The organism is Acinetobacter bereziniae LMG 1003 = CIP 70.12, assembly GCF_000368925.1.
Lineage (GTDB): Bacteria > Pseudomonadota > Gammaproteobacteria > Pseudomonadales > Moraxellaceae > Acinetobacter > Acinetobacter bereziniae.
On the sequence record NZ_KB849755.1, the window covers coordinates 532558 to 556849 of the forward strand.

Below are 24292 nucleotides of genomic sequence, written 5' to 3' on the forward strand. Positions count from 1 at the left end.
ACCAACGATCCTGTTGGTTTTCTTGTTTTACCTGTAAAACATAGTTTTTATTGATTTTTATGCAAAAAAAAATAATCCTCCTTGTGAAATCAATGAACATCTGAATCTCTTGCGATAGCTTTTTCAGATGTTCATCTAAAAATTAATACAATTTCTTTTGTGGTGGTCCTGCAAAGTCCAGTGGTCCAATCGACTTCATATCCAGTTCAATCACACTTGGACCTTGAAAATCAACGGCTTGCTGAATGACTGTGTTAAATTCATCAGCACTGCCGACTTTCCAGCTTTTGACTCCCATTGCTTCTCCTAAAGCTTGATAGTCAGGGGTATGTAATTCATTAAAATATTGGCGTCCACCAAAGTAATTATTTTGGATACCTCGCATCACGCCATAACCACCATCATTCATGATCATCAGCACCATATTGGTATTTTCTTGTGCCATGGTGGCAATCTCACCGATACCCAACATCAAGCCGCCATCACCGACTAGACCAATCACTTTCTTGTCTGGATTGGCAATTGAAGCACCTATCGCAGTTGCTAGACCGAGACCAATGGCTCCTGCTAAAGAGTGAATATTGAGATTTGGTGCTTGTACTGAAAATAAACGGCTGCCCCAAGTACTGCCCGACATGGTGATATCTCGGACAAAAATACCATCTTGAGGTAATGCGGCACGTAAGTAATCACAAATCAGGGCATATTGATCTAACTGAGTACGTAAAGCATCTATTGCTGCCTGTTTTGCCTGAACAATGGCTTTATCGTATTCTGCATCTACTTTTGATACATCTGCTAAGCCAGCCACTACGCCTTGCAACACATGTTTAGCATCAGCACAGACAAAGTGACGTACAGTGTAATTACGCTGTTGTGCGACTGGATTAGCATCGATTTGGATAATATTGTCTGGAAACTGTACTGAATAAGTTTTCGTTTCATTACTGCGTAAACGCGAACCGACCACAACCAATAAATCAGCGTCTTTTAACAGTTGTTCAACTGCTGCTGAATTATGAAATGCTCCCAAACTACGAGGATGATCATCTGCCAATACACCACGTGCATGGGTAGACGACACAATAGGTATTCCCAAATCAGCAATGGCTTTAACTTCTTCCACACTTTTCAATGTCCCACCACCAATCCAAAATATCGGACGTTTGGCTTGTTTAATTTCCTGAACAATCAAATCAACTTCAACTTGCTCAGCCTGTGGTAATTCCAGTGCTTTTACTGGACCTAAGTTAAGTGGTAAATCGATTTCAGCCGCTTGTACATCTATAGGCAATTCAACGCTGACAGGACCCATGGGTACAGTTGTTGCAACACGAATTGCTTCACGAATCACCCCTACAGCATTATCTGGACTGGTAATGCGAAATGCAGCTTTACTGGATGCTCGTAAAAAAGTCAGCTGATCTTTGGTTTCATGAATAAAACTGGCATCACGATCAAGATATTCACGTTCCACTTGCCCAGTTAAATGTAAAACTGGACTACCTGCATTCATTGCTTCGATCAATGATCCTACAGCATTTCCTGCACCTGCGCCTGTACTGGTTAAAGCAACCCCTAAACCTTTAAAGCGCGCATGCCCATCTGCCATTGTCACCGCACCGGCTTCGCCACGAGCAGCGACAAAACGAATTTTTTCACGGCGCCCAACCGCATCAGCGATGGGTAAGTTGTGAATCGAGATAACACCATAAATACTCTCAACTTGGTGCGCTTCTAAAACCCGAGCGATTGCTTCACCTACATTTACACGTTCTGTCATTATTTGTTCCTCAAAAATTTTTTCATTCCATGAATAGATCAATCACACCAAGGATTTGGCTGTTCGCTTAATCCCATATAAATACTTTTTTGTTGCATATAAGACAAAATGCCTAAACGACCTTTTTCACGACCTATACCACTGTCTTTAAATCCGCCAAACGGTGCCGAAATCGAGAATTTTTTATAAGTATTGATCCAAACTGTCCCCACCTCTAAAGCACGAGCAATTTGCCACGCTTTACGATAATTTTCAGTCCAAATACCTGCGGCCAATCCAAAACAACTTGCATTGGCTTGGGTAATCAAATCAGCCTCATCGTCGTACTTGATGACGACTAACACGGGACCAAAAATCTCTTCCTGACAGGTTTGTGCAGCATTATCCAAACCCGTAATAATGGTCGGTAAGTAATAACTGCCTTTTTCCAACTCACCATCCGTCAACGCTTGACCACCTACTACGACTTGACCACCTTCTTGCTTGGCCAATTGGACATATGCATCCACAGATGCCAAATGCTTAGGATTAATTAAAGAACCGAGATGCACACCTGCAGTCTCAGGATGCCCTACACGTAAAGCTTTGGTAATTTCAATCAAGCGATTGAGAAACTGATCATAGATACTGCGATGAACAAATAACCGTGAACCTGCAATACACGCCTGTCCTGCCGAACTAAAAATACCGTAAGCCACCCCCTTAGCAGCCAATTCAATATCTGCATCTGGCAATACAATGGTCGGTGATTTGCCACCAAGTTCTAAAGAAGTGGTGATTAATTTCTCCGCAGCAAGATGTGCCAAATGACGACCCGTTGTTGTCCCCCCAGTAAATGAAATTTTACGTACCAATGGATGTTTTACGATTGCATCACCAATCACAGAACCACGCCCCACCAAAACGCTTAATAAGCCTTTGGGTAAGCCAGCTTGTTCAAAGATTTTGGCAAGTTCCAAAGCGATTAAAGAGGTTGCCTCTGCGGGTTTAAGAATGACTGCATTTCCAGCCGCTATTGCAGGGGCAAGTTTTTGCACCTCACTGGCGATCGGCGAATTCCACGGTGTGATCGCTGCAACAACACCCACAGGTTCATGTACACTCATGGTCATGAAATCTGCTGCACGTTGTGTTGTTAATTCATCATTTAACGTTTCACAAGCCGCCGCCACATAACGTGCTGTTGCAGCTGCACTCGTGACCAAAGCACGCGTTTCAGTTAAAGGTTTACCATTGTCACGGGTTTGTAATTGGGCTAGTTCTTCGACACGTGCTTCAATGATCTCAGCTACTTTATATAAAATTCGTGCACGTTCATGCGGCATACTGTTGCGCCAACTTGGTTGTCGCCATGCTAAATCTGCTTTTTTAATTGCTTCATCAACATCATCCAAACTTGCAGTCGAAATTTCTGCATTCACAGATTGATCAGCTGGAAACACACTCTCGATAATATTGCCTTTGCCTAATCGCCATTCACCTGCGATATAAATTTGCTTTACCATGATCAAATCCTTTTATATCTGAATTGCTTCAACGCTGTTACGACATGCACGAATCACACTCAATGCAGCCAATGTTGAAGTTTTTGGATTACTTGCCAACGGCACACCCACCAACTCAATGGTCATTTCACCAAACATGCCTTCCGCTACAATGGTGTGTTTGTTCTTGTTGATATGCGGATCAACACTTAACTCAACCATGGTTTGATCCATTCCTAAGCCTGCAAGCGCAATCGTAGCTGCAACATTGGCATTGGCTGGAAACTTCAACGCTGCCTCTCTGGCTGTACCTTTGAAAAATACAGTTGCTTGATTTACATGTTCAAGGTCAACCAACTGTTCTGCATAGCTACCACGCCAACTGTTTGGACTCTTACAGCCCTTATAGGTGACCTTTTCCAGCCCGCCTTCTTTGGCTGCTGAAATTCCATCAATTCCTGCAATTGCGCCTGCTAGTAAATGCAGATGTGCATGATGCTGCTCAGCTGTAAGTTTGAGTAGAGTCAAAAACTCGTTATCTGCCAAAGTTCCCACCGAAATCAGACCAATGGTCCAACCTTTTTCAAGTACTTTTTGTGCATGCTCTTTCACTGCTGCTTGTCCTGCCACTTCGATCACATAATCTGGTGTGCCATGACACTGATCAACTGAACTGATCACCTGTACATTGTTTGAAACAAGTGCCTGAACTTTTTCAACGCTCCGTACAGGTACAACAATCCACTTGAGCTGTAATTCTTGAGGTAGATGGGCATACACTTCTGCGGCCATTGCGCCAAAACCAATCATCATCAACTGTTTCATGGAAACACCTTATAAATGTTTGTTAAAACCACCTGATACATCCAAAGCTGCACCTGTGGTATAAGACGCCAACGGTGATGCCAGAAATACCAAAGCATGTGCAGGTTCTTCTGGCTTACCTAAGCGCTGCATGGGAATACCCCTTTTTTTTGCAATATCGCCGGTCCATTGTTCCCATGATGCGTTTGCATCCGAACGGTTTTCGAAACGGCGTTTCCATTGCGCAGATTCCACCATGCCCAACAGAATCGAATTGACACGAATGCCGTATTGACTGAATTCATGAGCTAAAGAATGTGTTAGATTTAATAAAGCTGCACGTGCAGATGAGGTTGCAATCATGTGAGGTTCTGGTTGTAACGCCAATAAGGAATTGACATTGGTAATCGAACCACATTGCGACTGTTTTAAATCATTTAAAAAAGCGCGAACTGGATGTAATACACTGAAATATTTCAATTCAATTTCTTTCATCCAATCTTCATCTTGAGTATTCTCAAAATTTGAAACACGCCCTTGACCCGCATTATTGATCAACATATCAACATTGCCGAGTTGCTGATTGACCTGTTGAGCAAATTGTTGAACATCATTTTTGTCTAGAACATTACAGATTTTGGTAAAAACTTCAGCATCTGGGTATTTTTCTAAAATAGAGTTTTGCGAAGCTGTCAAACGTTGTTGGTCTCGACCACACCATGCCACTTTGGCGCCTTCAGCAACTAAAATTTCGACTGCAGCCAAACCAATCCCTGACGAGCCACCTGTGACAACTGCTACTTTTCCTTTAATGTGGAAGCTCATATCCATATCTCTCGTTTAAATCTTAATTGACTGATAAAACAATATTGTTGAACTGTTCAGGTTGATCGACATAACTCAGATGACCTGCATCTGTAATGAGATGGTAACTGCCCAATTGCATCTCTAGGTTGAGTTCTTTAATTGCTTTTGCAGGGGTTATTTCATCTTTATCACCGGCAATCACTGCACAAGGAACATTTATTGCTGTTAAATAATTTCTGATTTCATCATAAGCCAGCAAATAAGAGGCTCGAGTGAAACCATCTAAACTGAGATGGCTCATCACTTCATTCACCAAAGCTAAAGCCTGATCATCTTGTTTATAAATCAAATACGGTCCACGGCATGCCGCCATACCTGCATTACCCAGTGTTTTCAACATATTCGGACGTTTTTGATAAACTTGAGTTTTCACATCTTCACTCGAACGTTGATAGCCTTGCGCTGGGTTAGCAAGAATCAAGGCACTCACCCGCTCAGGATAAAGATGAACAAAAGCACTGGCCTGTAAAGCGCCAAGGGAGTGCCCAATCAAAAATGCCTTGGAAATATTCAAAGCGTCCAACAAGCCGAACAAACGTTGCGCATAATCTGTTGCATTCGGTTGAGACGTATGTAAACCCACTGATTGACCATAACCTGGCGCATCCCAAGCAATCACATGAAAATAACGACTGAGTACATCAAGCTGATTGATCCAAGATGCTGAACCTGAGCTAATGCCATGTAGTAAAACCAAGTACTGCCCTTGTCCCGCCTCGCGGTAAGCTTGCACATCATCCTTGACGATTACGGTTTTAACTGGATATTTGGCTAATACATCAATCAGTGTCATCATTTCATTCCTTTTATCGGTATCCGATCAAACGATTAACGTTTGATTTGAGACAATGGATGCTCAGGCGGATAGTTTGGAATCGTCGGTTTACCCGCACCTAACATCACACACATCAAGGCATCTTCCTGACCTGGATTAAACAAGCCACGGTAGATCCCAGGTGGAATTGAAATTAGATCACGCTCTTTCAGCTTGGTTTGGAATTTCTCACCGTTATGCTCAATGAACAGATCAATCTCACCACGTAGCATAAAAAACACTTCTTCCACATCATGATGAATGTGCAAAGGACCTTCACACTGCGGTGGGAGCACCATGGTAGAAAACGTAAAGTTTTCAGCTGGAACAGTATTGTTATCATCGGCAACACCTGTTGCTCCTGTTCCCATATAGCGCATTTGCGCGCGACGATATTTCGGGTCATAGTCAGCTTGAAACTTCAAAGCATCAAAATCATATTTGCGTGTTTCAAAACGGGCAATTCTTCCATTTAACCAATCTTCTAAACTTGTTCCGTTCGGTTGAGTCCATGTTTCAAATTGTTGAGTAGTCATTTTTAACTCCTGAATATCTTTGATTAATAACGTTTCAATAAAGGAAGCAAGAAGAATGATCCAATCACGGCAACTGCTGCCAAAAAGGTAATTCCTAAATTAAAACTATGGGTTTGCATTACAATGTAGCCAATCAAAACAGGTGCGATTGCACTGGCAAAATTACCTAGACCATTGAAAATCCCACCTGCTGTTGCGCCCACATCCGCTGTAGTCACTCGAGCGAGTAATGCAAATACTGCAGCGACACCAAAGCCCCACGCCATGGCGCTTAAAGACATCGCTGCGATGACTAAAATTGGATTGGTCATAATGACCATGACATACATAAAGATTCCCGCGACCAATAAGCCACTAAAGACTTGGATAGCACGACGCCCTAGCTTGTCGGAAAGAAATGCACCAATCACTTCGCCCAGTAACATGGCAATAAATGGAAAGCTGGAATAAACCCCAAACTCTTTAAGATTAAAGCCCTTGTCTTGAATCAAATAAGACGGTACCCAACTGTTTAAGCCCCACAAATAAGTCATCAATGCAATATTGAAAATACACACCAACCAAAATGAACTGTTCTGCAACAACGACTTGGTGTTTTGAATATGTCCTTTAAAGTTGATACGTTTACTGGTTGACTCCAACTCAATGGTTTTCTTCAGTTGTAAATTACGCAATCCAAATACAATGGCCAGTAATGCAATTACAGTTAATCCTGCCATGACAAAGAATGTTGTATGCCAATCATGATGTGCAAGCACAGCCGCAGTAATTGGGAAACCTAAGAATGCTCCAATGGGCGTACCCAACAGAAACATCGTCGATGCACGCGCTTGCTGATGATCTGTATAAGTTTGTTTTACGATCGTATAAGCAAGTGCAAACAATGGACCTTCTGCCAAACCCAACAAAACACGTAAGATCAACATGCCTGTATAGTTGGTGGTAAAGCCCATACAGAACATCAGCAAACCCCAAGATGCTACACTCCAAAACAACATTTTCTTTGGATTAAAAATATCACCCAAAAAGCTTAAAAATACTGATGAAAAACCATAGGCCAGCAAAAAACTGGTCATGAGCCATCCCAGTTTTGCTTTGTTTTCAGCAATGCCCATCGCACCTTGAAAGTGAGGGTCAGCAAATAGTACAGCGATACTAATTTTGTCGAAGAATGCCAAAACGACACATACCATGAGGACAAAAGCAGGAACCCAATGCTTTAATCCACTTTTTTCTTCATTACTCATATTTCATTCCTTCGATTGAGTCATGAACCGTACTTAATGCCTATGGTTTTAATTTCATGACATTAAATTCAGGGTCTACCAATAATTGTGGGTCTAATACTGTACTGGACTGCATCCAGCGCTTTGCCAGTTTGACCAATTTTGCATCGTTGACTGCGATCATGTTCAATAATCGATTGTGCTCATCCAGATACAAATAACTGCACTGCTCTGCTGAGTTTTGACGACAGACAATCTGCTTGGTTTTTTCTGTTTGGTAAGTCCCTAAAATCTGGATATTGTAGTGATACTGGTCTGACCATAACCAAGGAATATCTAGATATTCGGTATCCATACCGAGCATTGACTTTGCAGCGGCAATAGCTTGATTTTGGGCATTTGCCCAAGACTGTATGCAATAGCCCAAGCTTGGATGTATCGCGACATCACCTGCGGCGTAAATATCTTGGTCAGACGTTTGTCCAAAACCATTGACCACGATGCCATCTTTAACTTCTAAGCCCGCACTTACACCCAGCTCTTTTGCAATCTCTGCACCAGCACCCACGACAACACAGTCAAACAGTACGCTACGATGCGGATGATTTAACACTTCAACTTTATTTTGCCCGGCATCAACCAAATGTAGATTTTTACTGTCTAAGTGAATCTGAGTACCTTGCTGTTGGTGTAGGTTTTTCAGAAATTGTGATACTTCTGGACTCACACTACGTGCGCAAAGGCGATCACCATATTCAAAGATATGTACTTCTTTACCTTGTTGACGAGCAGTTGCTGCGATCTCTAAGCCAATCCAGCCTCCGCCAATCACGGCTAATTTTTGTGTCTGATCTAAAATGGCTGACAATCGTTCACAATCTTGGACATTGCGTAAAGTCACCACATTGGGAATAAATTGCCATGAATTGACAGGAACGTGAGCTCGACTTCCTGTAGCAATCAATAATTTGTCATAGGGTAAAATTTCACCACTATCTAAAACCACATTTTTCTGCTGGCGATCCACATGTGTCGCAATCGCAGGTTTATGCCATTGAATATTAAAGTCCTGAACCTGTTCAGGAGAAAATAGATGCAGGCTTTCATAGCTGGCTTGTCTTGATAACACCTGTTTTGACAGGGGTGGACGTTCGTAAAATACACGGTCTTCATTTGAAACCACATGGATCTCACCTGAATATCCATTTTGACGCAGTGTACTGACAGCCCAACCTGCGGCTTGCCCTGCACCCACAATCACCACTCTTTCCATAGCTTGTGCTCTCAACTCAGGCATGTTTTACACAGATTTAACTTGTCTACGGGTCTGATCATCCAAACCACCTTCAATGGCCCATTCGGTGAACAGTTCTAGGCGATGCTCTTCCACGCGTGGCTGCCATTCTTCCGTCAAATAATCATCATTGGTGTAATATTCAAATGCACCACCCAAAGGCGAGTTGACGTACCAAAAATAAGCCGAAGAAATTGGATGACGACCCGGACCAATAAAAGTTGACCATTCAGAACGGTTCATGTTTAAGCCACCACCAATCACTTCATGAATATCACGTACGACAAATGCGACATGATTAAGCCCAGCAGGTTTATTCGGTACTGATAGCAAGAACAAATCATGGTGATAACCTTGGCCGCGACAACGTAAAAAGGCTCCACGATTGCGATAGGCATCTGATAAGAAAAAACCGATCTTTTCGATATAGAACGACTCTGTTTTTTCTAAGTCAGGGGTAAAAAACACCACGTGACCAATCGCAACAGGTTGTCCTTTTTGATATACAGGACTTGCTGCATTTACTCGATTGATACTGCCGTATTGGTTAATTCCTTCTGTTTTTAATGCCGGTAAGTCATGAGTAAAACTTTGCTGAAAGCGAATGGTCATGCCATTTGGATCAAGACATTGCAGCATATCAGCAGACTCTTGATAGCCTTCTACATCTTTTAGACGCAACGATAAATCAGTTAAATCCTGTGAGTTCTCAACCCCCCAAGTCACTTCTCGCAAGGTTGAACCAGTTTCAATCGCATGTGGCAAACGTAAATCATCACAGTCAAATAAATAAATCTTGCTCGCATTTTGGGTTTGATAAAGATCGGTTCCATCGATATCCGACTCGATTTTTTGGAGACCAAAGTCTGCCAAAAATTTATTCGAAGCAACTCTGTCTTCTACACCAAATTTTAAAATTTCAATCCCTGTAATCATCGGATACCTCTTCAATTAAAGACAAAGCCACCATTGACTGGAATATTTTGCCCAGTCACGAATGAGGACAAATCAGACAGTAAATATAGTGCTGTTCCATTTAAATCTTGTGGTAACTGCTGTCGTTGTATTGCTCGACCATTGACATATAAATCGTGGCGTTGTTGTGGGACATATGCTGTGGCCTCAACCAAGGTTAGACCTGGAGACAAGGTATTGACACAGATATTGAACTGCCCAAGTTCCCTTGCCATAGAACGAGTCATTGCAATTAATGCACCTTTGCTCGCCACATAAGCCATCAAATTTGGCGCACCCCATAAAGCAGTGTCTGACGCAACATGAATCACTTTGCCAGTGGCTGACTGTTTGAGATATGGCACACAAGCCTTAGTCACCAACCAAGTGCCTTTAACGTTGATGTTCATGACTCGATCCCAAAGCTCCATGTCATAATCCATCATGTCCTTCCCACCAACATTAGTTGCAAGTGCAGCACAATTAACCAAACCATCGAGTCCAGATAATCGGGCAACAGCTTGTTCAACAGCCTGTTGAATTGAAGTGCTATCTGCCAAGTCAATCGTGACAGCATCCACATCAAGCCCTTTGGCTTTTAATGCCTTCGCCTCTTCAGCAAGCAGGTCTGTCAAAATATCTGCCATAACCACTTGGGCACCTGCTTCAGCAATAGCTTGGGCAAAGTCTCGCCCCAAACCTCTGGCTGCGCCTGTGACAAGGACTTTTTTACCTTGCAGCAATGCCATGTTAACCATGCGCTTCTTCCTGCAACTCAATACGATTTGCACTTTTTAAATTGGCAATTTTCTTTAATTGCTTTTCCGCTTCTTTTTTCATTAAACGACGCAGACGAGATAGCCCAACATCATGCTGATAAAGAAATTCCTGCTGACGTGCGTGTGGCGCAAGGTTTTCTAAAATAATGCGATCTTGCTCAAGCACATCCCAATGCAATTTTTCTAAATGGTTGCGGTATAAGAAACGCCAAACATTACGCTGCCAACCACTCACTTTACGACAACGCCAAAAAAATACACGAGTGTTGTTGGCATCGATTGGTGTAGCATAGCCAACAATCCAAAACTCTCCGCCGGGTCCAAAGTCTTTACGATAAGGTATCGACAAGCGCAACCAGCTTGCTCCAGTATTGGCATATTCAACCCAATCAAAGTTCACCCCGACTTGACCTTCTTTTTCAAAAACAAAGCCATGTTCTGTTGAACGGTGTTTCATTTCCGCAGTGCGGTCGCCTTCAGCCATTGAATGCGAAGTGCAATGTAAATAACTGCCATGCATAGGGTCCATCACGTTATCGATGGCATATTGATGATTGACTTTCCAATCTGCCTGACACAGAAATGAACTCCATGCCTCATTGGCCAATTGTTCTGGAAATTCAAGTGGCTTTGCTGATTCTTTGGCATCAATACCAAACCACATAAAAATCGCACCATGCTGTTCAATCACTGGATAGCTTTTGACGCAACTGGTGCCTTTCATTGGACATTCATGCACTGCGGGTACATCTTCAACAACACCATCATGGCGGACTTCGACACCGTGATACCAACAAGCCACACGATTGCCCAAATTCCAGCCCAAAGAGAGGCGAGCGCCACGATGTGGACAGCGATCCTCTAAGGCATGTACTTGGCCCTGATCATCACGCCACACCACAATGTTTTCGCCCAAGCGTGTAATTCCAACAGGATTAGCTGCAACTTCCCAACTGGCTAAAACAGGATGCCATTGATCACGTAGACCTAAATCTAAATACTCTTCCACACTTGGTGTTACGGATACTGCTGCATTCATCTCTTTTCTTCCTTGAATCAATAACCTAAACGTTGCATTTCGTCTGAGAATGTTTCAGACGTCCATACTTCACCAGATTCACTGCGAAAACCTTGCTGATTTAAAGATTGAACAAGCTCATCTAGCTCAGTGATCCCTGATGAAAAAGCTTGAATTAAGTATTGAACAAAATCCTGTTCATAGACCGTGGGCGCTTTATAACGGGTTTGCCACACCAATAATTCAGGTTGCCCCGGGATTTGAATATTGTTTATTCCTGCTTCAGTTGCTGGCGTGGCATGAATCCAGTTCGCGAGCTTCTCATTAAATGTATTCATGAGATTCCATCCTTCTTAATGAAACTTATAGTTGAATTTGGACATCCTGCCCTTCAATCCGCACGGGATAAGTACATAAATCACGACATCCCGGACCACTTTTTAACTCACCAGTGGGTATATCAAAAATCGCCTCATGCAATGGACATTCCACAGTCTGATCTTCAATAAAACCTTCTGTTAATAAAGCGAAGGCATGTGGACAAACATTTTCGATTGCAAAATATTGATCATCGATGAAAAACACACCAATTTTTTTACCGTCGACATCAATGGCTTTAGGCTCATCTTCGGTAATGTCATCTTGCTGACAAACTGAGATCCAACTCATTTTTGCATCCTTAAATTGTTTTATATATAAAACTTAATTTAGCATTTAAAACATAATGAATAGCATAAGCTTTGATCATTTTAATTGTCAATTTTTATATTTTGTTAATTATCAATGCATTAATAAAAAATCACATTTTTGTAAGTTTTTTAATGAAAAAAATGTTTTATATATAAACATTGAGATAAAAAAATTGCTGATTAAAATACAACAGTTCCTTTTAGAGGAATTTCATGATGAACACAGGTTAACTTAACAATGAATTCAACAACGACAGATGTTCTTTTAGAGCAAAATGCGGAATCCAATACCGATGAGCGCTATTTAGTACCCGGTTTGGTCCGTGGCTTAGCCATATTAAAATTATTTGATCAGCACCATCAGGAAATGACCATTTCTGAAATTGCAGAGAAATTAGATGTCAATCGTTCAAGTGCTTTTCGTTTAATTCACACGCTTGAGTTTTGTGGTTATTTAAGAAAAATGTCGCAAAAAACGTATGCCTTAAATAGCAATGTGATGGAGTTGGGTTTTAATAGCCTCTCAAAATCCTCACTCACCGATATTGCTGCACCTATTATGCGAGAGTTGCGCGATAAAATTAAAATAGCAGTACATCTATCAATTTTAGAAGGTACTGATATTGTATTTACCAGCAATGTTCAATCGATCGGTTCATTTACCAGTAATGTGCATATTGGAACCCGTTGGCATGCGCATGCCACGGTCATTGGACAATTATTACTTTCTCGTTTGCCTGAGTCTGAAGTGATCAAACGTTATGAACATTTTAACGATTGGAAAGTCTATTCTGATCGAACGCCTCAAAATTTGGCAGCACTATTAGAGCGTTTAAAATACGTTCGCAGTCAAAGCTTTATGATTAGTTGGGGGCACTTTAATACCGATATGGCCGCCAGCGCTGCACCGATTTATAATCAAGCCACACAAGAAATCGCTGCCGTGCTTTCAGTCAGTTGCCCACTCAGCACCTATTCAGAAGATGTGTTTAAAAATGAAATCTCTCAAGATGTCGTGGACTATGCAGATAAAATTTCAAAGTTCATTTATATGCAATAGCAGTTATCTTTACTCAACCACATCCATTTTATGTCGTGGAGTGCAATTCATTGTGTGGATTAAATGAGCTGAAAGTGTGAACGAACATTATTGTTAGATGCGATTTGGGCATTCTATTGGATAAGAATAGGAATGCCCTAATGGTAAAATGACAATTGTTATGCTTACTTAGAATCTTATTATTGAATGGTTTTGGCATTCAGACAGAATTCGTATGACCTATCACCAATAGCGACATACCAAGCACGATTTAAATTCAATCCCTTTTACAAACATTCTTAGTTGGCTGATTGGAAAAAACTTTTTTTGCAAAACTAAAGGCATCTTCTTGAGATGCAGGAATGACTGAACGATGTGTTTCTCCTGAATACTCGTGATATTCAACTGTTGCGCCACGAGAGCAAAAACTCGAAATCATCGCTTTAGTTGTCGGTGGCGTGACTGTGGTTTCATCCTGTGTGCCCTGAATAATGGTTACAGGGACTTTCATGGTCAATCGTGATGGATCTTGAGCTGTTTTCAAAAAATCAGTAACTTTGTCATAATCAGCACCCGCGTTTAAATATTGCCCAGCTTGCAACTGTTTTAATTTAAACAAAGGTGCAAGACATTGTGTCTTTGCTGCTTCAACTTGTGGTTTCATGGGTGCTTTCAGCAACTTATCCAAATCTATACTTGGATCTACAATATTTGCACCAAGCACTGTGACTGATAAAAATGGTTGGGCATGAACTACGCCACCATTCACAGCATTGTCCATGAATTTTAGAATCCCTGGTCCTACAGGTGCAATTGCGATCGCACCTTTCAAGGGATATTTCCCACCCGCTTGTTGAGTGAGCCCGGCAACCCACAAAGCCGCACCACCGCCTTCACTGTGTCCTACGACAATCCATTCATTGCTGAGTTGATTAGAATACCGATGTGCAGCGGTCACTATATCCGTCATAGCAGCAGCATTGCTTTTTCCATCCAATAATGGACGATGCCCTACAGAACCACCCCAACCTTCATAATCTGTTTGCAAGACGACATAACCACGTTTTAACCATTCATTGAGATATGCATCACGTGTTGCATTTACGGCTTGAGAAGGCATACATTGCGCAGCAAATCCTGTTGTGCCACTGCCCCAACTCACCACGGGATAGCCTCCTTGAGGAACAGGTGTTTTCGGCAATGTCATGAGACCATTCACTGTTGTCGCTTTGCCATTAAATGAGCTTGTTGTATATGAAATCTGCACACGTTTTGCAGCGTCTGGTAATGTAGAAATATCTATATCTTGCTGAACAGATATTAATTTTCCTGTAGTCGCATTTTGACTGCTGTCCGTATTCACACAAGCACCAAGTAGCAATGATGATGTCAATAGACCTCCGATCACCATCATCTTGCTTTTCAATGTTTGATAATTCAGAAAAATCATTATTTTCTCTACACGTTTATATTTCCTTTTCATCTCATATTTCCCTAGTATGCTGGCTGAGGTTTATCGTGCTTTATCTAAAATTAGTTTTGTATGTAAAACTAATTTTTATATACGAACAATTTAATTTATATCAGTCTAAAGCAATACATTCAAACCGTTTTATTCAGACATCATTTGAGATAATTTTTTATTTATGTGATTTTTACTAAGATTGATCGATTGCTATATCTTCAAATCAACTGCCCACACCTGCATGAAAAATGTCAAAAACCTCTAAATTTATCGTTTAAATAAGACTGAATAAAATCCTGATCTGGTTTCAAATTTTGATGAAAATGAAAAAAATAGCTTGAGATTGATTAAAAAAATAAAGCGAGACTTATAGCGATAGATCACCTGCTACCACATTTAAATTGAGTCATGTGCATTTCATTATATTTTTCGAGCATTTTAGCGTCATATTGTAAACTCAATTTTTCAGACTTATTCGTCTGTTTCATCATGTCAATGAGCTGTCATAAAGATGACACTCTGTTGTCACAAGCGCTGTTTATGGTGTGGGCATCTTTAATTATGGATGAACCAGATGTTAAAAAACTCAAAGCAATGGCGCGCATATTTTTATATTTTTCCCATTCTACTGCTGCTTACTGCTTGTAACGATTCCAATGATGATCACTCTACGGCTCAACCTGATGGTTCCAAAAAACCAGTTATGCGTTGTGCACCATAAGTCATAAATACAAAAATTGAATTAGGAGAAATATTGTGATTGATCGTCGTCAGTTTTTAGCAAACACCCTTAAAACAGGTTTTGGGGCAGCAACTTTATCAGCCTTTCCAGCCAGTATTCAAAAAGCACTCGCTATTCCCGCCAACAATAAAACCGGAACTATTCAAGACGTTGAACATGTCGTCATCCTGATGCAGGAAAACCGTTCATTTGACCATTATTTTGGGACACTTAAAGGCGTTCGGGGCTTTGCAGACCGTATCACTATACCTGTGCAAAATGGGCGTAGCGTTTGGCAGCAACAACGAAGTAATGGTGCACTACTTACCCCGTTCCACTTGGATGGTTCAAGTAATAATGCTCAACGTGCACCGGGAACAAACCACACTTGGGTGGATAGTCAAAAGGCATGGGACAATGGGCGTATGTCCAACTGGCCAACCTACAAAACTGATTATGCGATGGGTTATTTTAAAGAACAAGAAATTCCATATCAGTTTGCCTTGGCAAATGCCTTTACCATTTGCGATGCTTATCATTGCTCCATGCATACGGGTACAGATGCCAATCGCTCATTTCATTTAACTGGAACCAACGGCGCAGTACCGACCAGCACTGCCTTCGTCAATAACGAATGGGACTGGATTGATGGTGATCCAAAAAATGTGGATATTGGTTATACGTGGAAAACGTATGCTGAACGCTTAGAAGAGGCTGGGGTCAATTGGATTTGTTATCAAAACATGCCAGATGAATGGGGAGATAATATGTTAGGTGCATTCCGTACCTTTAAAAAAGCCAATATTGATTCTGGTTATCCTGTTTCGAGTGGTGGTGCACCCAATAGCCCATACAATGCCGCAGCACAGAAACTACCATATAAAGCCTATGATGCCAGTACAGACAATGCGAAAAATCCACTGTATAAAGGGATCGCTAACACATTACCTGGCAATAAACCTGAAGAGTTTTTAGATGCATTTAAAAATGACATTAAAACAGGAAAATTACCCCAAGTTTCATGGATCAATGCACCCTCCATATATTGTGAACACCCTGGACCATCAAGCCCGGTACAAGGCTCATGGTTTATTCAAGAAATTTTAGATGCGTTAACAGCTGTTCCTGAGGTTTGGAGTAAGACCGTCTTTCTGATTAATTTTGATGAAAATGATGGTTATTTTGACCATGTACCATCGCCATCTGCACCAGCATTACTTGCAGATAATACCTATGCAGGTAAATCTACACTTAGCCAAACCGATATGCAGTATGAATATTATGTCCATGATGCACCTCTCGGTAGTAGCGGTCAGCCTAAAAAAGACAATGGCGTTTATGGACCTGGACCTCGAGTACCTTTGTTTGTGATTTCTCCGTGGAGCCGTGGCGGCATTGTTAACTCACAAGTCTTCGACCATACTTCGGTATTGATGTTTTTAGAAAAACGTTTTGGGGTCAAAGAAACCAATATTAGCCCATACCGTCGTGCGATCTGTGGGGATTTGACCACAGCATTTAACTTTAAAACACCCAATGAAGATGTATTGCCCGAATTAAATGGTAAACAAACTCGTGAACAAGCAGATCAATTACGATCAGCACAACAAAAATTACCCAATGTGCCAATCCCCACCAATTTACAACTTCCAATTCAAGCCAGTGGTATTCGTCGTTCAAAAGCTTTGCCTTATGAATTACATACCAGTGCACGTTGTCAAAGTGATGGAACAGTAAAACTTTTGTTTGCTAACACAGGAACTCAAGGTGCAGTTTTTCATGTGTATGACAAATTAAATCTAAGCCGTATTCCACGTCGCTATATCATCGAAGCAGGTAAAACTTTGGATGATGTGTGGAATGTCAAAAAGGACAATCAAGGTCTCTATGATCTTTGGGTCATGGGGCCAAATGGTTTTCACCGTCATTTCAAAGGTGATTTGAATCGAAATCAAGATTTGCAGATCAATCCTGAAATCCGTGTTTGTTATGATATTGCTAATGGCAATGTTTATGTCGACCTGAACAATACGGGTGCTAAAGATACTGAGTTTGTGATTACCCCAGTGGTTTATCGAACTGATTCGCCATTAAAAATCACGGTAAAAGCAGGTCAAACTTCAACTCAACACTGGGAATTAAAAGATGCTTGGCAATGGTATGATTTTGCTGTGACCTGTAGTCAAGATGCCAAGTTTTATCGCCGTTTTGCAGGGCGAGTGGAAACTGGTGAAGATTCTGTGAGTGATCCTGCAATGGTCTAAATACTCAGGGCTGATCCCCATTTGATTCATCAAAAAGCCGTTTAATTTTAATCAAATAAACGGCTTTTTTATTATTAAATAAGTTATTGCTCTTGGCTCAAGTTTTTCATATCGCTTGATTATTTTTGAGTCAAGATATTCTCTGTCTATTCAGACCATATTCCAATTCAACGCTTGGATAAATCAACGACAAGTTTGTCATTTGATTTAGCCCTCAAGTCACGATAATGTATTGATTATTAATTTGTAGCTAAACCATTCTTATCTTATTTTTAACCAATGTTGTTGATCAATTAAAAACAATCATTAAGAAAGTATTAACAAGCGAATTTATTTGTAGAATGCAGTCATCTACCGAGGAAATCTCATGTTTGTCGTATTAGTTGAAGATGATCCCTACATTGCCCAAAGCATATTGGCTGCACTAGATTATTTAAACATTTCAGTTGAACATGCACGAACAGCTCGTGAAGCTGATTATTTTATCCGTCAAAGTTCAGTAGACCTGTGTTTATTGGATTTGGGGCTTCCAGATCAAGATGGCTTGGAATTACTTGCATCATGGCGAAAAGATCAAATTCATATCCCTGTTCTAGTCTTAACCGCACGCAATCGAACTCAACAATGCATTGAGACATTAAATGCTGGTGCCGATGATTACCTCACTAAGCCTTTTGATTTAAATGAGCTTATTGCGCGAATATTGGCATTGTCACGCCGCTATGCTGGCTATTCTTCCAATATATTACAGATGGGTGAGCTCAAAATTAACTGTGAGACACAAGAAGTTTTTTATCAAAATCAATTATTAAGCTTGTCTCGACGTGAATACAGTTTACTTGAAATCTTTATGCTCTATCCAAATCAAATTTTAAAAAATGAACAACTGATTGATAAAATTTATGGCTTTCAAGACTCTATAGAAAGTAACGCAATCTCAGTTCATATCCATCATCTAAGACAGAAAATTCATAGCAATATTATTCAAACGGTTCGAGGGGTCGGCTATATCTTAAAAAATCCGGAGCAAAGCAAGTGAAAGGATACAGTCTCAAATGGAGGCTCGTGGTCAGTATTACTGTTATCTTTGTATTACTGTGGTCATTTGTTTTCTGTTGGCTTTATTTTGATTTAGCCAAACGCTTACAAAACACCTTAGATGAACGTTTATCAGCCTCAGCACATATGGTGATCCGTTTAGTTCAACAGCTCCCTCTACAAGACATTCATTCAGCACTCCAACATGAAACTCAGGATATTAATCATCCAAATCTGATTGCCTGTGAGGTCTCGGTTTTTAGCTCAAATATTGCCGTTGAACAAAAAATCGTGGCTCGAACTCGTGGTGCGCCAGAAAATCTACAGACACAAAAAACTGGTTTTAGTACATGGCGTTATCAGAATACAGAATGGCGCAGTTATGTCATTCAAAAAGGCAATATTCAGGTGGTAACTGCTGAAAAACTGCAACTACGCCACTCATTGCTCAAACAAATTTTACAATCCGTTTTGATCCCACTGATCGCTACACTCTTTTTATGTATTCTGTTGATTTTATGGATTATGCGAGTGGAATTTCGTCCGCTACAAAATATTTCCAATACCTTGATTAAGAAAAAACAGAATTTATCGGAATCCGCTCTCTATTTGATTGAATTGAAGTCACAAAATACTCCCAAAGAAATCCAGCCATTTGTGGACAATTTATTTGATCTAATTCAACAACTTCATAAAAGTCTTGAAAATGAAAAGAGTTTTACCGCATTCGCTGCACATGAGTTGCGTAGTCCATTGACCGCAATCAAAACACACGTTCAACTGAGTAAACTCATGTTAGCTCAGTCTCAAATGACAGATCACGCGGCATTTAAAAACCTTGAACAAGCAGAACATAGTATTAATCGCTATGAACAACTATTAAAACAACTGTTATTGCTCAGTCAGATGGAGGCTATGACTTTACAACCATTTCAGCCTGTCTCTACAGATATTGGTCAAAGTTTAAAGCAAGTTATGCTTGAACTTGAGTCGAACTACCCTGAAATCAGAAGCAATTTAAACCTGACTATAGCGGTTGAGCAAACTATTCAAATTCCTGAAACTGAGTTGAATATCATCTTAAAAAATTTGATTGAAAATGCATATATTCATTCAAATTCTCAGCAAACAATTGAAATTCAATTAATAAAAGGTAAATTGATGATCGTTGATCATGGTATCGGACTCGCTGACAATGAACTAACTTTATTAACACAAAGATTTTGGCGTAAATCGTCGCAAAATAATGGGCATGGATTGGGCTTATCTTTAGTTAAATTGATCCTTGAACGGTACGGTTACTCCATTCAATTTAGTCACAACCAACCACAAGGTTTAAAAGTCACCATCTATCTCGATAAAAGGCTCTAAAATAAACTCTTGGCATTTTTAAAAGCGTCATTTAATTCGATACATTAAAGTCCGTGAAGATGTTTTCATTTGCGGAATAATTGACATTAAAGTAGTTAAAATAATGCCCATTCGACGCCAACCTTTAAACTGATTAAATAAATAAGTCTGCTCATATTTGAGTTTAGGATGCCAAGCTTCAATCGCTTTGTCGTCATCTAGACCAAACTTAAAAGTTGCTTTGGTTTTACTCACAGTGTCATGTAATGATGATTTGGTGCTCATCCATTGATTCAGCATATCAAAATGTACTTCTGCCCCTGAAAAACGCTCTGCCAAACCGATAAGAACTTGTTTATTTTGTGCTTCATTAAAATACATTAACACCCCTTCTATGACGAACATAAAGTCCCCTTGAGGGTGATCTTGTTTCAATTGATCCATCCATGTTGTCGTGAGCATGGAACTGGCAATTAAATGTTCATTTTCTTGTGGTGATAACAGTTTCTTTCGTTGTTCTATCACTTCATCGAGATCGAGTTGATAAAATTGTGCTTGCTGAGCACTTTCACCAATACGTTGAAGACGCGTGTCTAATCCGCACCCAACAAAAACAACTATTGGGTTTTGATGACATTGAATAAATTGCTTCACTTTCTGATCAAAATGATTAGAGCGAATTGCAACCCCAACTGAACTTGCGGTTTTATTTTTGTATTTTGAAAAATCATAATCAATTTTTTCGACCAATTCACAAGCCGTTTGATCGTTGATCAGAGGATCTTGTTTTCGTGTTTCTACGGACTTTGCATACAATGTAATCAATAAAGTATCAGCAATTTCATCCTGTAAATTCAAGGCAATCTTATTCATTGTACTTTCCTTTTAAAAATAAATATCTTTTTTGAACTGATTGATGCTCACGTTCAAAAGGGAAAATTTCATAAAAACCAGTCTTATCCCCGACACACTGTTTTAGTTCATTGATCAACATTATGAAAAGCTAGACATCATGCTAAGCCTAATGCAACATAAATGCAAATAAATATCATTATCATTTGATCGTTTTTTTAAATGAGGAATCTACACATTTTCTTGACGTATTTCTTTTATTAACTGATGTTACGCAGTAACTCTAAAATTAAATTTTGGAGCTAGAAGAATATGGATACGCGAAAACGTCATCCGCAATTGCTTGAGGCAGGACTCCTTCTAATAAGTAAATTTTCTGCGAAACTTTGAATATTTTGACGATAGTGAACGAGTTTTGCGGTGAGCAGCGATGTCGCTGCGCAAGATGGTTGCCCTTGCGGAGCTTTGCTCCTCATGCCAAAACAAAAGTACCTCGAGCCGAAGGCTATTCCATAAATTTAAACTTTGGATGTAAGTCTCCGTCGTGTAAATTTAGCTTTTTCTTTTTCACCTACTTAATTTCAATCAAGTGCGTAACATCAGTTATTAAATTTAGAAAAATTAATGGGCTTATTCATTTAAAGGAAGAAAAAATGCTGATCTTTTCATGGCAAAAATTGAATATGGATAATAATTTTATCCATATTCAATCAATGATAGTTTTTGATTGTTACGAAGCCCAATAAAAAAATATTGAGTTTTCCATCCAATCAAAATTTGAATGTATATGTTCCTAAAATACGGTTTTCTACAAAATCTGCGCCTGGAGTATTTCCTGCTCCATATTTAATATCAGCACGAATATGCCGCCACTCAGCACCTAGACCTTTAAATTTTCCTTGTGGAACGATGTAACTAACAATCAGATTTTTTTCAGTTTCTTTATTGTCCTTTAATCCTGCCCGATAAATACCACTTCCATTTAAATAACGTAATGTCAGTTTCAAACCTGGAATTCCGTTGTCTTTAAAATCATAACTATATAAAGCATGCCAAGTGAATTCTTTGGCTTTATAGAAAGCAACCGATGACCACGTTTGTAAATAGCCTTGTGGAACAAAGCCATTTAACAAAGGAATATTATCTTCTCCTGAATTTTTCTGTATACCTAAAGACAATGTATTTGCACCATTTTGCATGGTACTTTGCAAACTCGTGGATTGAGCATCAATCTTTCCAAAATAAGCATCACCATCCTCTTTGTAATTGAAATAGCGAGTTTCTACTTTAAATTTTGTTGCGCCTATTTGATTTGAATATGCTGCACTGACATAGTGTTGTTGATAAATATCTTCAAGTTGTCCAAACCAATAAGCACCATTCCAATGCGGTGTCAGCTTATAGTCCAAACCAATGAAATTTAATCCATCACTGCGTTTACGAGGATCTGTCGATGCACCTAAAGTAAATTTCCTAAACTCATCATCATCACGTGCATTGACATGTGTAAATCTACCAGCAGATAACTTTAAATTTTCAATGTCTTTACTTTCCAACATTACACCGGCAAAAGTTGTGATCAGTTGGCGAGAGTCATCCATGAATAATACGGGCGTTTTTGGAAAAAGTTCACCAATTTTGAGTTCGGTATCCTGATATTTTAATTTTAAAGTCGCACCCAGTTTTAAATAATCTCGTGCCTGACGCCCTTCAGATTGATCATATTTAAAAATGGTATCTGATCGTTCGTCATAACGATCACTCAGACGCAATGCATACTGCACACCTAAATCTAATCCAAACTGTACGGGTGTATTTGTATAGCCAGACTCAAAACGTCCCATCACAGCTTGTGACCAACTCCCAATATCTTTATTTGTACCTTCGATGTCCCGTTCCATATAGAAATTACGTAAATAAATACTTTTTTCACTATTTTCTAAAAAGTCTGCATGAGCAGCATGAACATTTAAGTATGCTAAAGCGGTATAAAGTGCGATTTTTTGCACTTTATAAAATACATTTAATCTCAACATAGGAAATCCTTTCCTGAAAGCTTAAGTTTTTGTTTATTGCAACGATGGGACCTTTACCCCGTTGTTATCTCAATCCAGTTCACTTTAAGAAATTAAATAAAAATCAGTGCTATATAATCTTTAAGTGTTTTGGCTTAAGCTTAAGTATTGGAATTATTAATGTAATTTTCCATATCATTAAAAGTATATTGTCATACCTTTTGCTAAATCCCCGTCTCATCATCCATTTTGACAGACACAACATACATCACTCAGCGATTAAAGCTAAAATACTACAAAGCTCCAATACGCTGTATTTGCCCTAGTACCCTTCGAATTGCAATGGAATTCCTTCTTCTTCAAATACCTGTTTAACGCACTCTAACACTTTGGATAAATAAGGACTTTGATCCATATTTCTTACCGCTAAAGAAATCGGACTATATGCTTCCATATCCAATATTGGGACATAAACTAGATTTTTCATTCCAATATCACTGGCACTTTCAGGAATAATACACACCCCTTCACCCGATGAAACCAAACCTAATGCCATATGGATTTCACGAACTTCTATCATGTTTTTTGGCACCAAACCTAATTCAGTGAAAATAGATTGAATCAACGTAGAAAAATTAGGTTTTTGTGTTGCCGGGTAAGAAAATATCGATTCATCAATAATTTGAGATAAATAAATCCCTTTATGAACATATTCAGTCAAATAATGATTTTTATGAATTGCTAACTTTAATTTTTCTTTGCGCAGTAAAATTCGTTTGATTGCAGGATCACTGATTCTCAAACGTCCAAAACCCAAATCAATTTTTCCAAGCTTTAAAACTTCAATTTGATCTTTGGTTCCGTATTCGAGCAACTCAACCTGAATATCAGGATTATTTTGACGAAATAAGTAAATAATTTGCGGCAACAAAGCATACAGTAAAGAACTGACATAGCCGATCCGTATAATCATATTGATTGAACTGATACGCTTTGCCATAGATGTTGCTTGTGCAGTATGTGTAAGAATTTGCACAGCATGTTGATAAAAAAATTGTCCTGCATCTGTTGTTCTTACAGGTCGAGAACCCCGTTCAAATAACAAAATACCCAGTTCTTCTTCTAACTTCTGAATTTGTCTACTTAAGGGTGGCTGAGCTATACATAACTTTTCGGCAGCTTTGGTAATGCTCTGCTCTTCAACGACCGTGACAAAATAACGAAGATGTCTTAATTCCATTTAATTGCCCTACTTTGTTGAATTTCCATAAGATACAAACCCAACAGTCACAAATATAAA

General features: G+C 39.7%; 21 protein-coding genes. 4 read left to right on the top strand and 17 right to left on the bottom strand.

The window, feature by feature from the left end; all coding sequences use genetic code 11:
- Positions 1-142: 142 nt before the first annotated feature.
- From F938_RS04380 to F938_RS04440, 13 genes are read right to left on the bottom strand one after another with little or no spacing between them, the layout of a single operon-like run.
- A complete protein-coding gene (locus F938_RS04380; protein ID WP_005029740.1) occupies positions 143-1783 on the bottom strand; it encodes a thiamine pyrophosphate-binding protein in 1641 nt (546 codons plus the stop codon).
- 38 nt (positions 1784-1821) lie between these two features.
- A complete protein-coding gene (locus F938_RS04385) occupies positions 1822-3288 on the bottom strand; it encodes an aldehyde dehydrogenase (protein WP_005029742.1) in 1467 nt (488 codons plus the stop codon).
- Positions 3289-3300: 12 nt separating this feature from the next.
- Positions 3301-4092, bottom strand: a complete 792-nt coding sequence (locus F938_RS04390; RefSeq protein ID WP_005029744.1) for an aspartate dehydrogenase — start codon at positions 4090-4092, stop codon at positions 3301-3303.
- A 9-nt stretch (positions 4093-4101) separates the two neighbouring features.
- Positions 4102-4896 (bottom strand): SDR family oxidoreductase, encoded by a 795-nt coding sequence (locus tag F938_RS04395; RefSeq protein ID WP_005029747.1) that lies wholly within the window; start codon positions 4894-4896, stop codon positions 4102-4104.
- Positions 4897-4918: 22 nt separating this feature from the next.
- Entirely contained in the window at positions 4919-5734 is an 816-nt protein-coding gene (locus tag F938_RS04400) for an alpha/beta fold hydrolase (RefSeq protein ID WP_010591064.1), read from the bottom strand.
- A gap of 32 nt (positions 5735-5766) precedes the next feature.
- Positions 5767-6288 (bottom strand): cupin domain-containing protein, encoded by a 522-nt coding sequence (locus tag F938_RS04405; RefSeq protein WP_005029752.1) that lies wholly within the window; start codon positions 6286-6288, stop codon positions 5767-5769.
- Positions 6289-6311: 23 nt separating this feature from the next.
- Complete coding sequence (locus F938_RS04410; protein WP_005029753.1) at positions 6312-7535, bottom strand: MFS transporter; 1224 nt, start codon at positions 7533-7535, stop codon at positions 6312-6314.
- 40 nt (positions 7536-7575) lie between these two features.
- Complete coding sequence (locus tag F938_RS04415) at positions 7576-8787, bottom strand: NAD(P)/FAD-dependent oxidoreductase (protein WP_005029755.1); 1212 nt, start codon at positions 8785-8787, stop codon at positions 7576-7578.
- 27 nt (positions 8788-8814) lie between these two features.
- Positions 8815-9744, bottom strand: a complete 930-nt coding sequence (locus F938_RS04420; protein WP_005029757.1) for a VOC family protein — start codon at positions 9742-9744, stop codon at positions 8815-8817.
- A gap of 11 nt (positions 9745-9755) precedes the next feature.
- On the bottom strand, positions 9756-10520 hold the full coding sequence (locus F938_RS04425) for an SDR family oxidoreductase (protein ID WP_005029760.1): 765 nt from the start codon (positions 10518-10520) through the stop codon (positions 9756-9758).
- Complete coding sequence (locus tag F938_RS04430) at positions 10513-11580, bottom strand: aromatic ring-hydroxylating oxygenase subunit alpha (RefSeq protein WP_005029762.1); 1068 nt, start codon at positions 11578-11580, stop codon at positions 10513-10515. Before F938_RS04430 ends, F938_RS04425 begins: the two co-directional genes overlap by 8 nt.
- Positions 11581-11597: 17 nt before the next feature.
- A complete protein-coding gene (locus F938_RS04435) occupies positions 11598-11897 on the bottom strand; it encodes a recombinase-like helix-turn-helix domain-containing protein (RefSeq protein ID WP_005029764.1) in 300 nt (99 codons plus the stop codon).
- Between the two features lie 25 nt (positions 11898-11922).
- Positions 11923-12228, bottom strand: coding sequence for a non-heme iron oxygenase ferredoxin subunit (locus tag F938_RS04440; protein WP_005029766.1), 306 nt, complete (start codon positions 12226-12228; stop codon positions 11923-11925).
- Positions 12229-12486: 258 nt separating this feature from the next.
- Between F938_RS04440 and F938_RS04445 the strand changes: the two genes are divergently transcribed.
- Positions 12487-13308: an IclR family transcriptional regulator gene (locus F938_RS04445; protein ID WP_005029768.1), complete on the top strand. Its 822-nt coding sequence runs from the start codon at positions 12487-12489 to the stop codon at positions 13306-13308.
- A 256-nt stretch (positions 13309-13564) separates the two neighbouring features.
- On the opposite strand, the gene F938_RS04450 is transcribed toward F938_RS04445, so the two are convergent.
- A complete protein-coding gene (locus tag F938_RS04450; RefSeq protein WP_227567115.1) occupies positions 13565-14770 on the bottom strand; it encodes an alpha/beta hydrolase family protein in 1206 nt (401 codons plus the stop codon).
- A 738-nt stretch (positions 14771-15508) separates the two neighbouring features.
- Here F938_RS04450 and F938_RS04455 point away from each other — a divergent pair.
- The 3 genes from F938_RS04455 (at position 15509) to F938_RS04465 (ending at position 20146) form a co-directional block, all read left to right on the top strand.
- Positions 15509-17737, top strand: coding sequence for a phosphocholine-specific phospholipase C (locus F938_RS04455; RefSeq protein WP_005029772.1), 2229 nt, complete (start codon positions 15509-15511; stop codon positions 17735-17737).
- A 367-nt stretch (positions 17738-18104) separates the two neighbouring features.
- Positions 18105-18776 (top strand): response regulator, encoded by a 672-nt coding sequence (locus F938_RS04460; protein ID WP_004831272.1) that lies wholly within the window; start codon positions 18105-18107, stop codon positions 18774-18776.
- Entirely contained in the window at positions 18773-20146 is a 1374-nt protein-coding gene (locus tag F938_RS04465; protein ID WP_005029774.1) for an ATP-binding protein, read from the top strand. Before F938_RS04460 ends, F938_RS04465 begins: the two co-directional genes overlap by 4 nt.
- Before the next feature lie 27 nt (positions 20147-20173).
- On the opposite strand, the gene F938_RS04470 is transcribed toward F938_RS04465, so the two are convergent.
- From F938_RS04470 to catM, 3 genes are all read right to left on the bottom strand, one after another.
- Complete coding sequence (locus F938_RS04470; protein ID WP_005029776.1) at positions 20174-20998, bottom strand: class I SAM-dependent methyltransferase; 825 nt, start codon at positions 20996-20998, stop codon at positions 20174-20176.
- A 749-nt stretch (positions 20999-21747) separates the two neighbouring features.
- Positions 21748-23013: an OprD family outer membrane porin gene (locus F938_RS04475; RefSeq protein ID WP_005029778.1), complete on the bottom strand. Its 1266-nt coding sequence runs from the start codon at positions 23011-23013 to the stop codon at positions 21748-21750.
- A 301-nt stretch (positions 23014-23314) separates the two neighbouring features.
- Positions 23315-24232, bottom strand: coding sequence for a cis,cis-muconate-binding transcription regulator CatM (gene catM / locus F938_RS04480; RefSeq protein WP_005029779.1), 918 nt, complete (start codon positions 24230-24232; stop codon positions 23315-23317).
- Positions 24233-24292 lie beyond the last annotated feature (60 nt).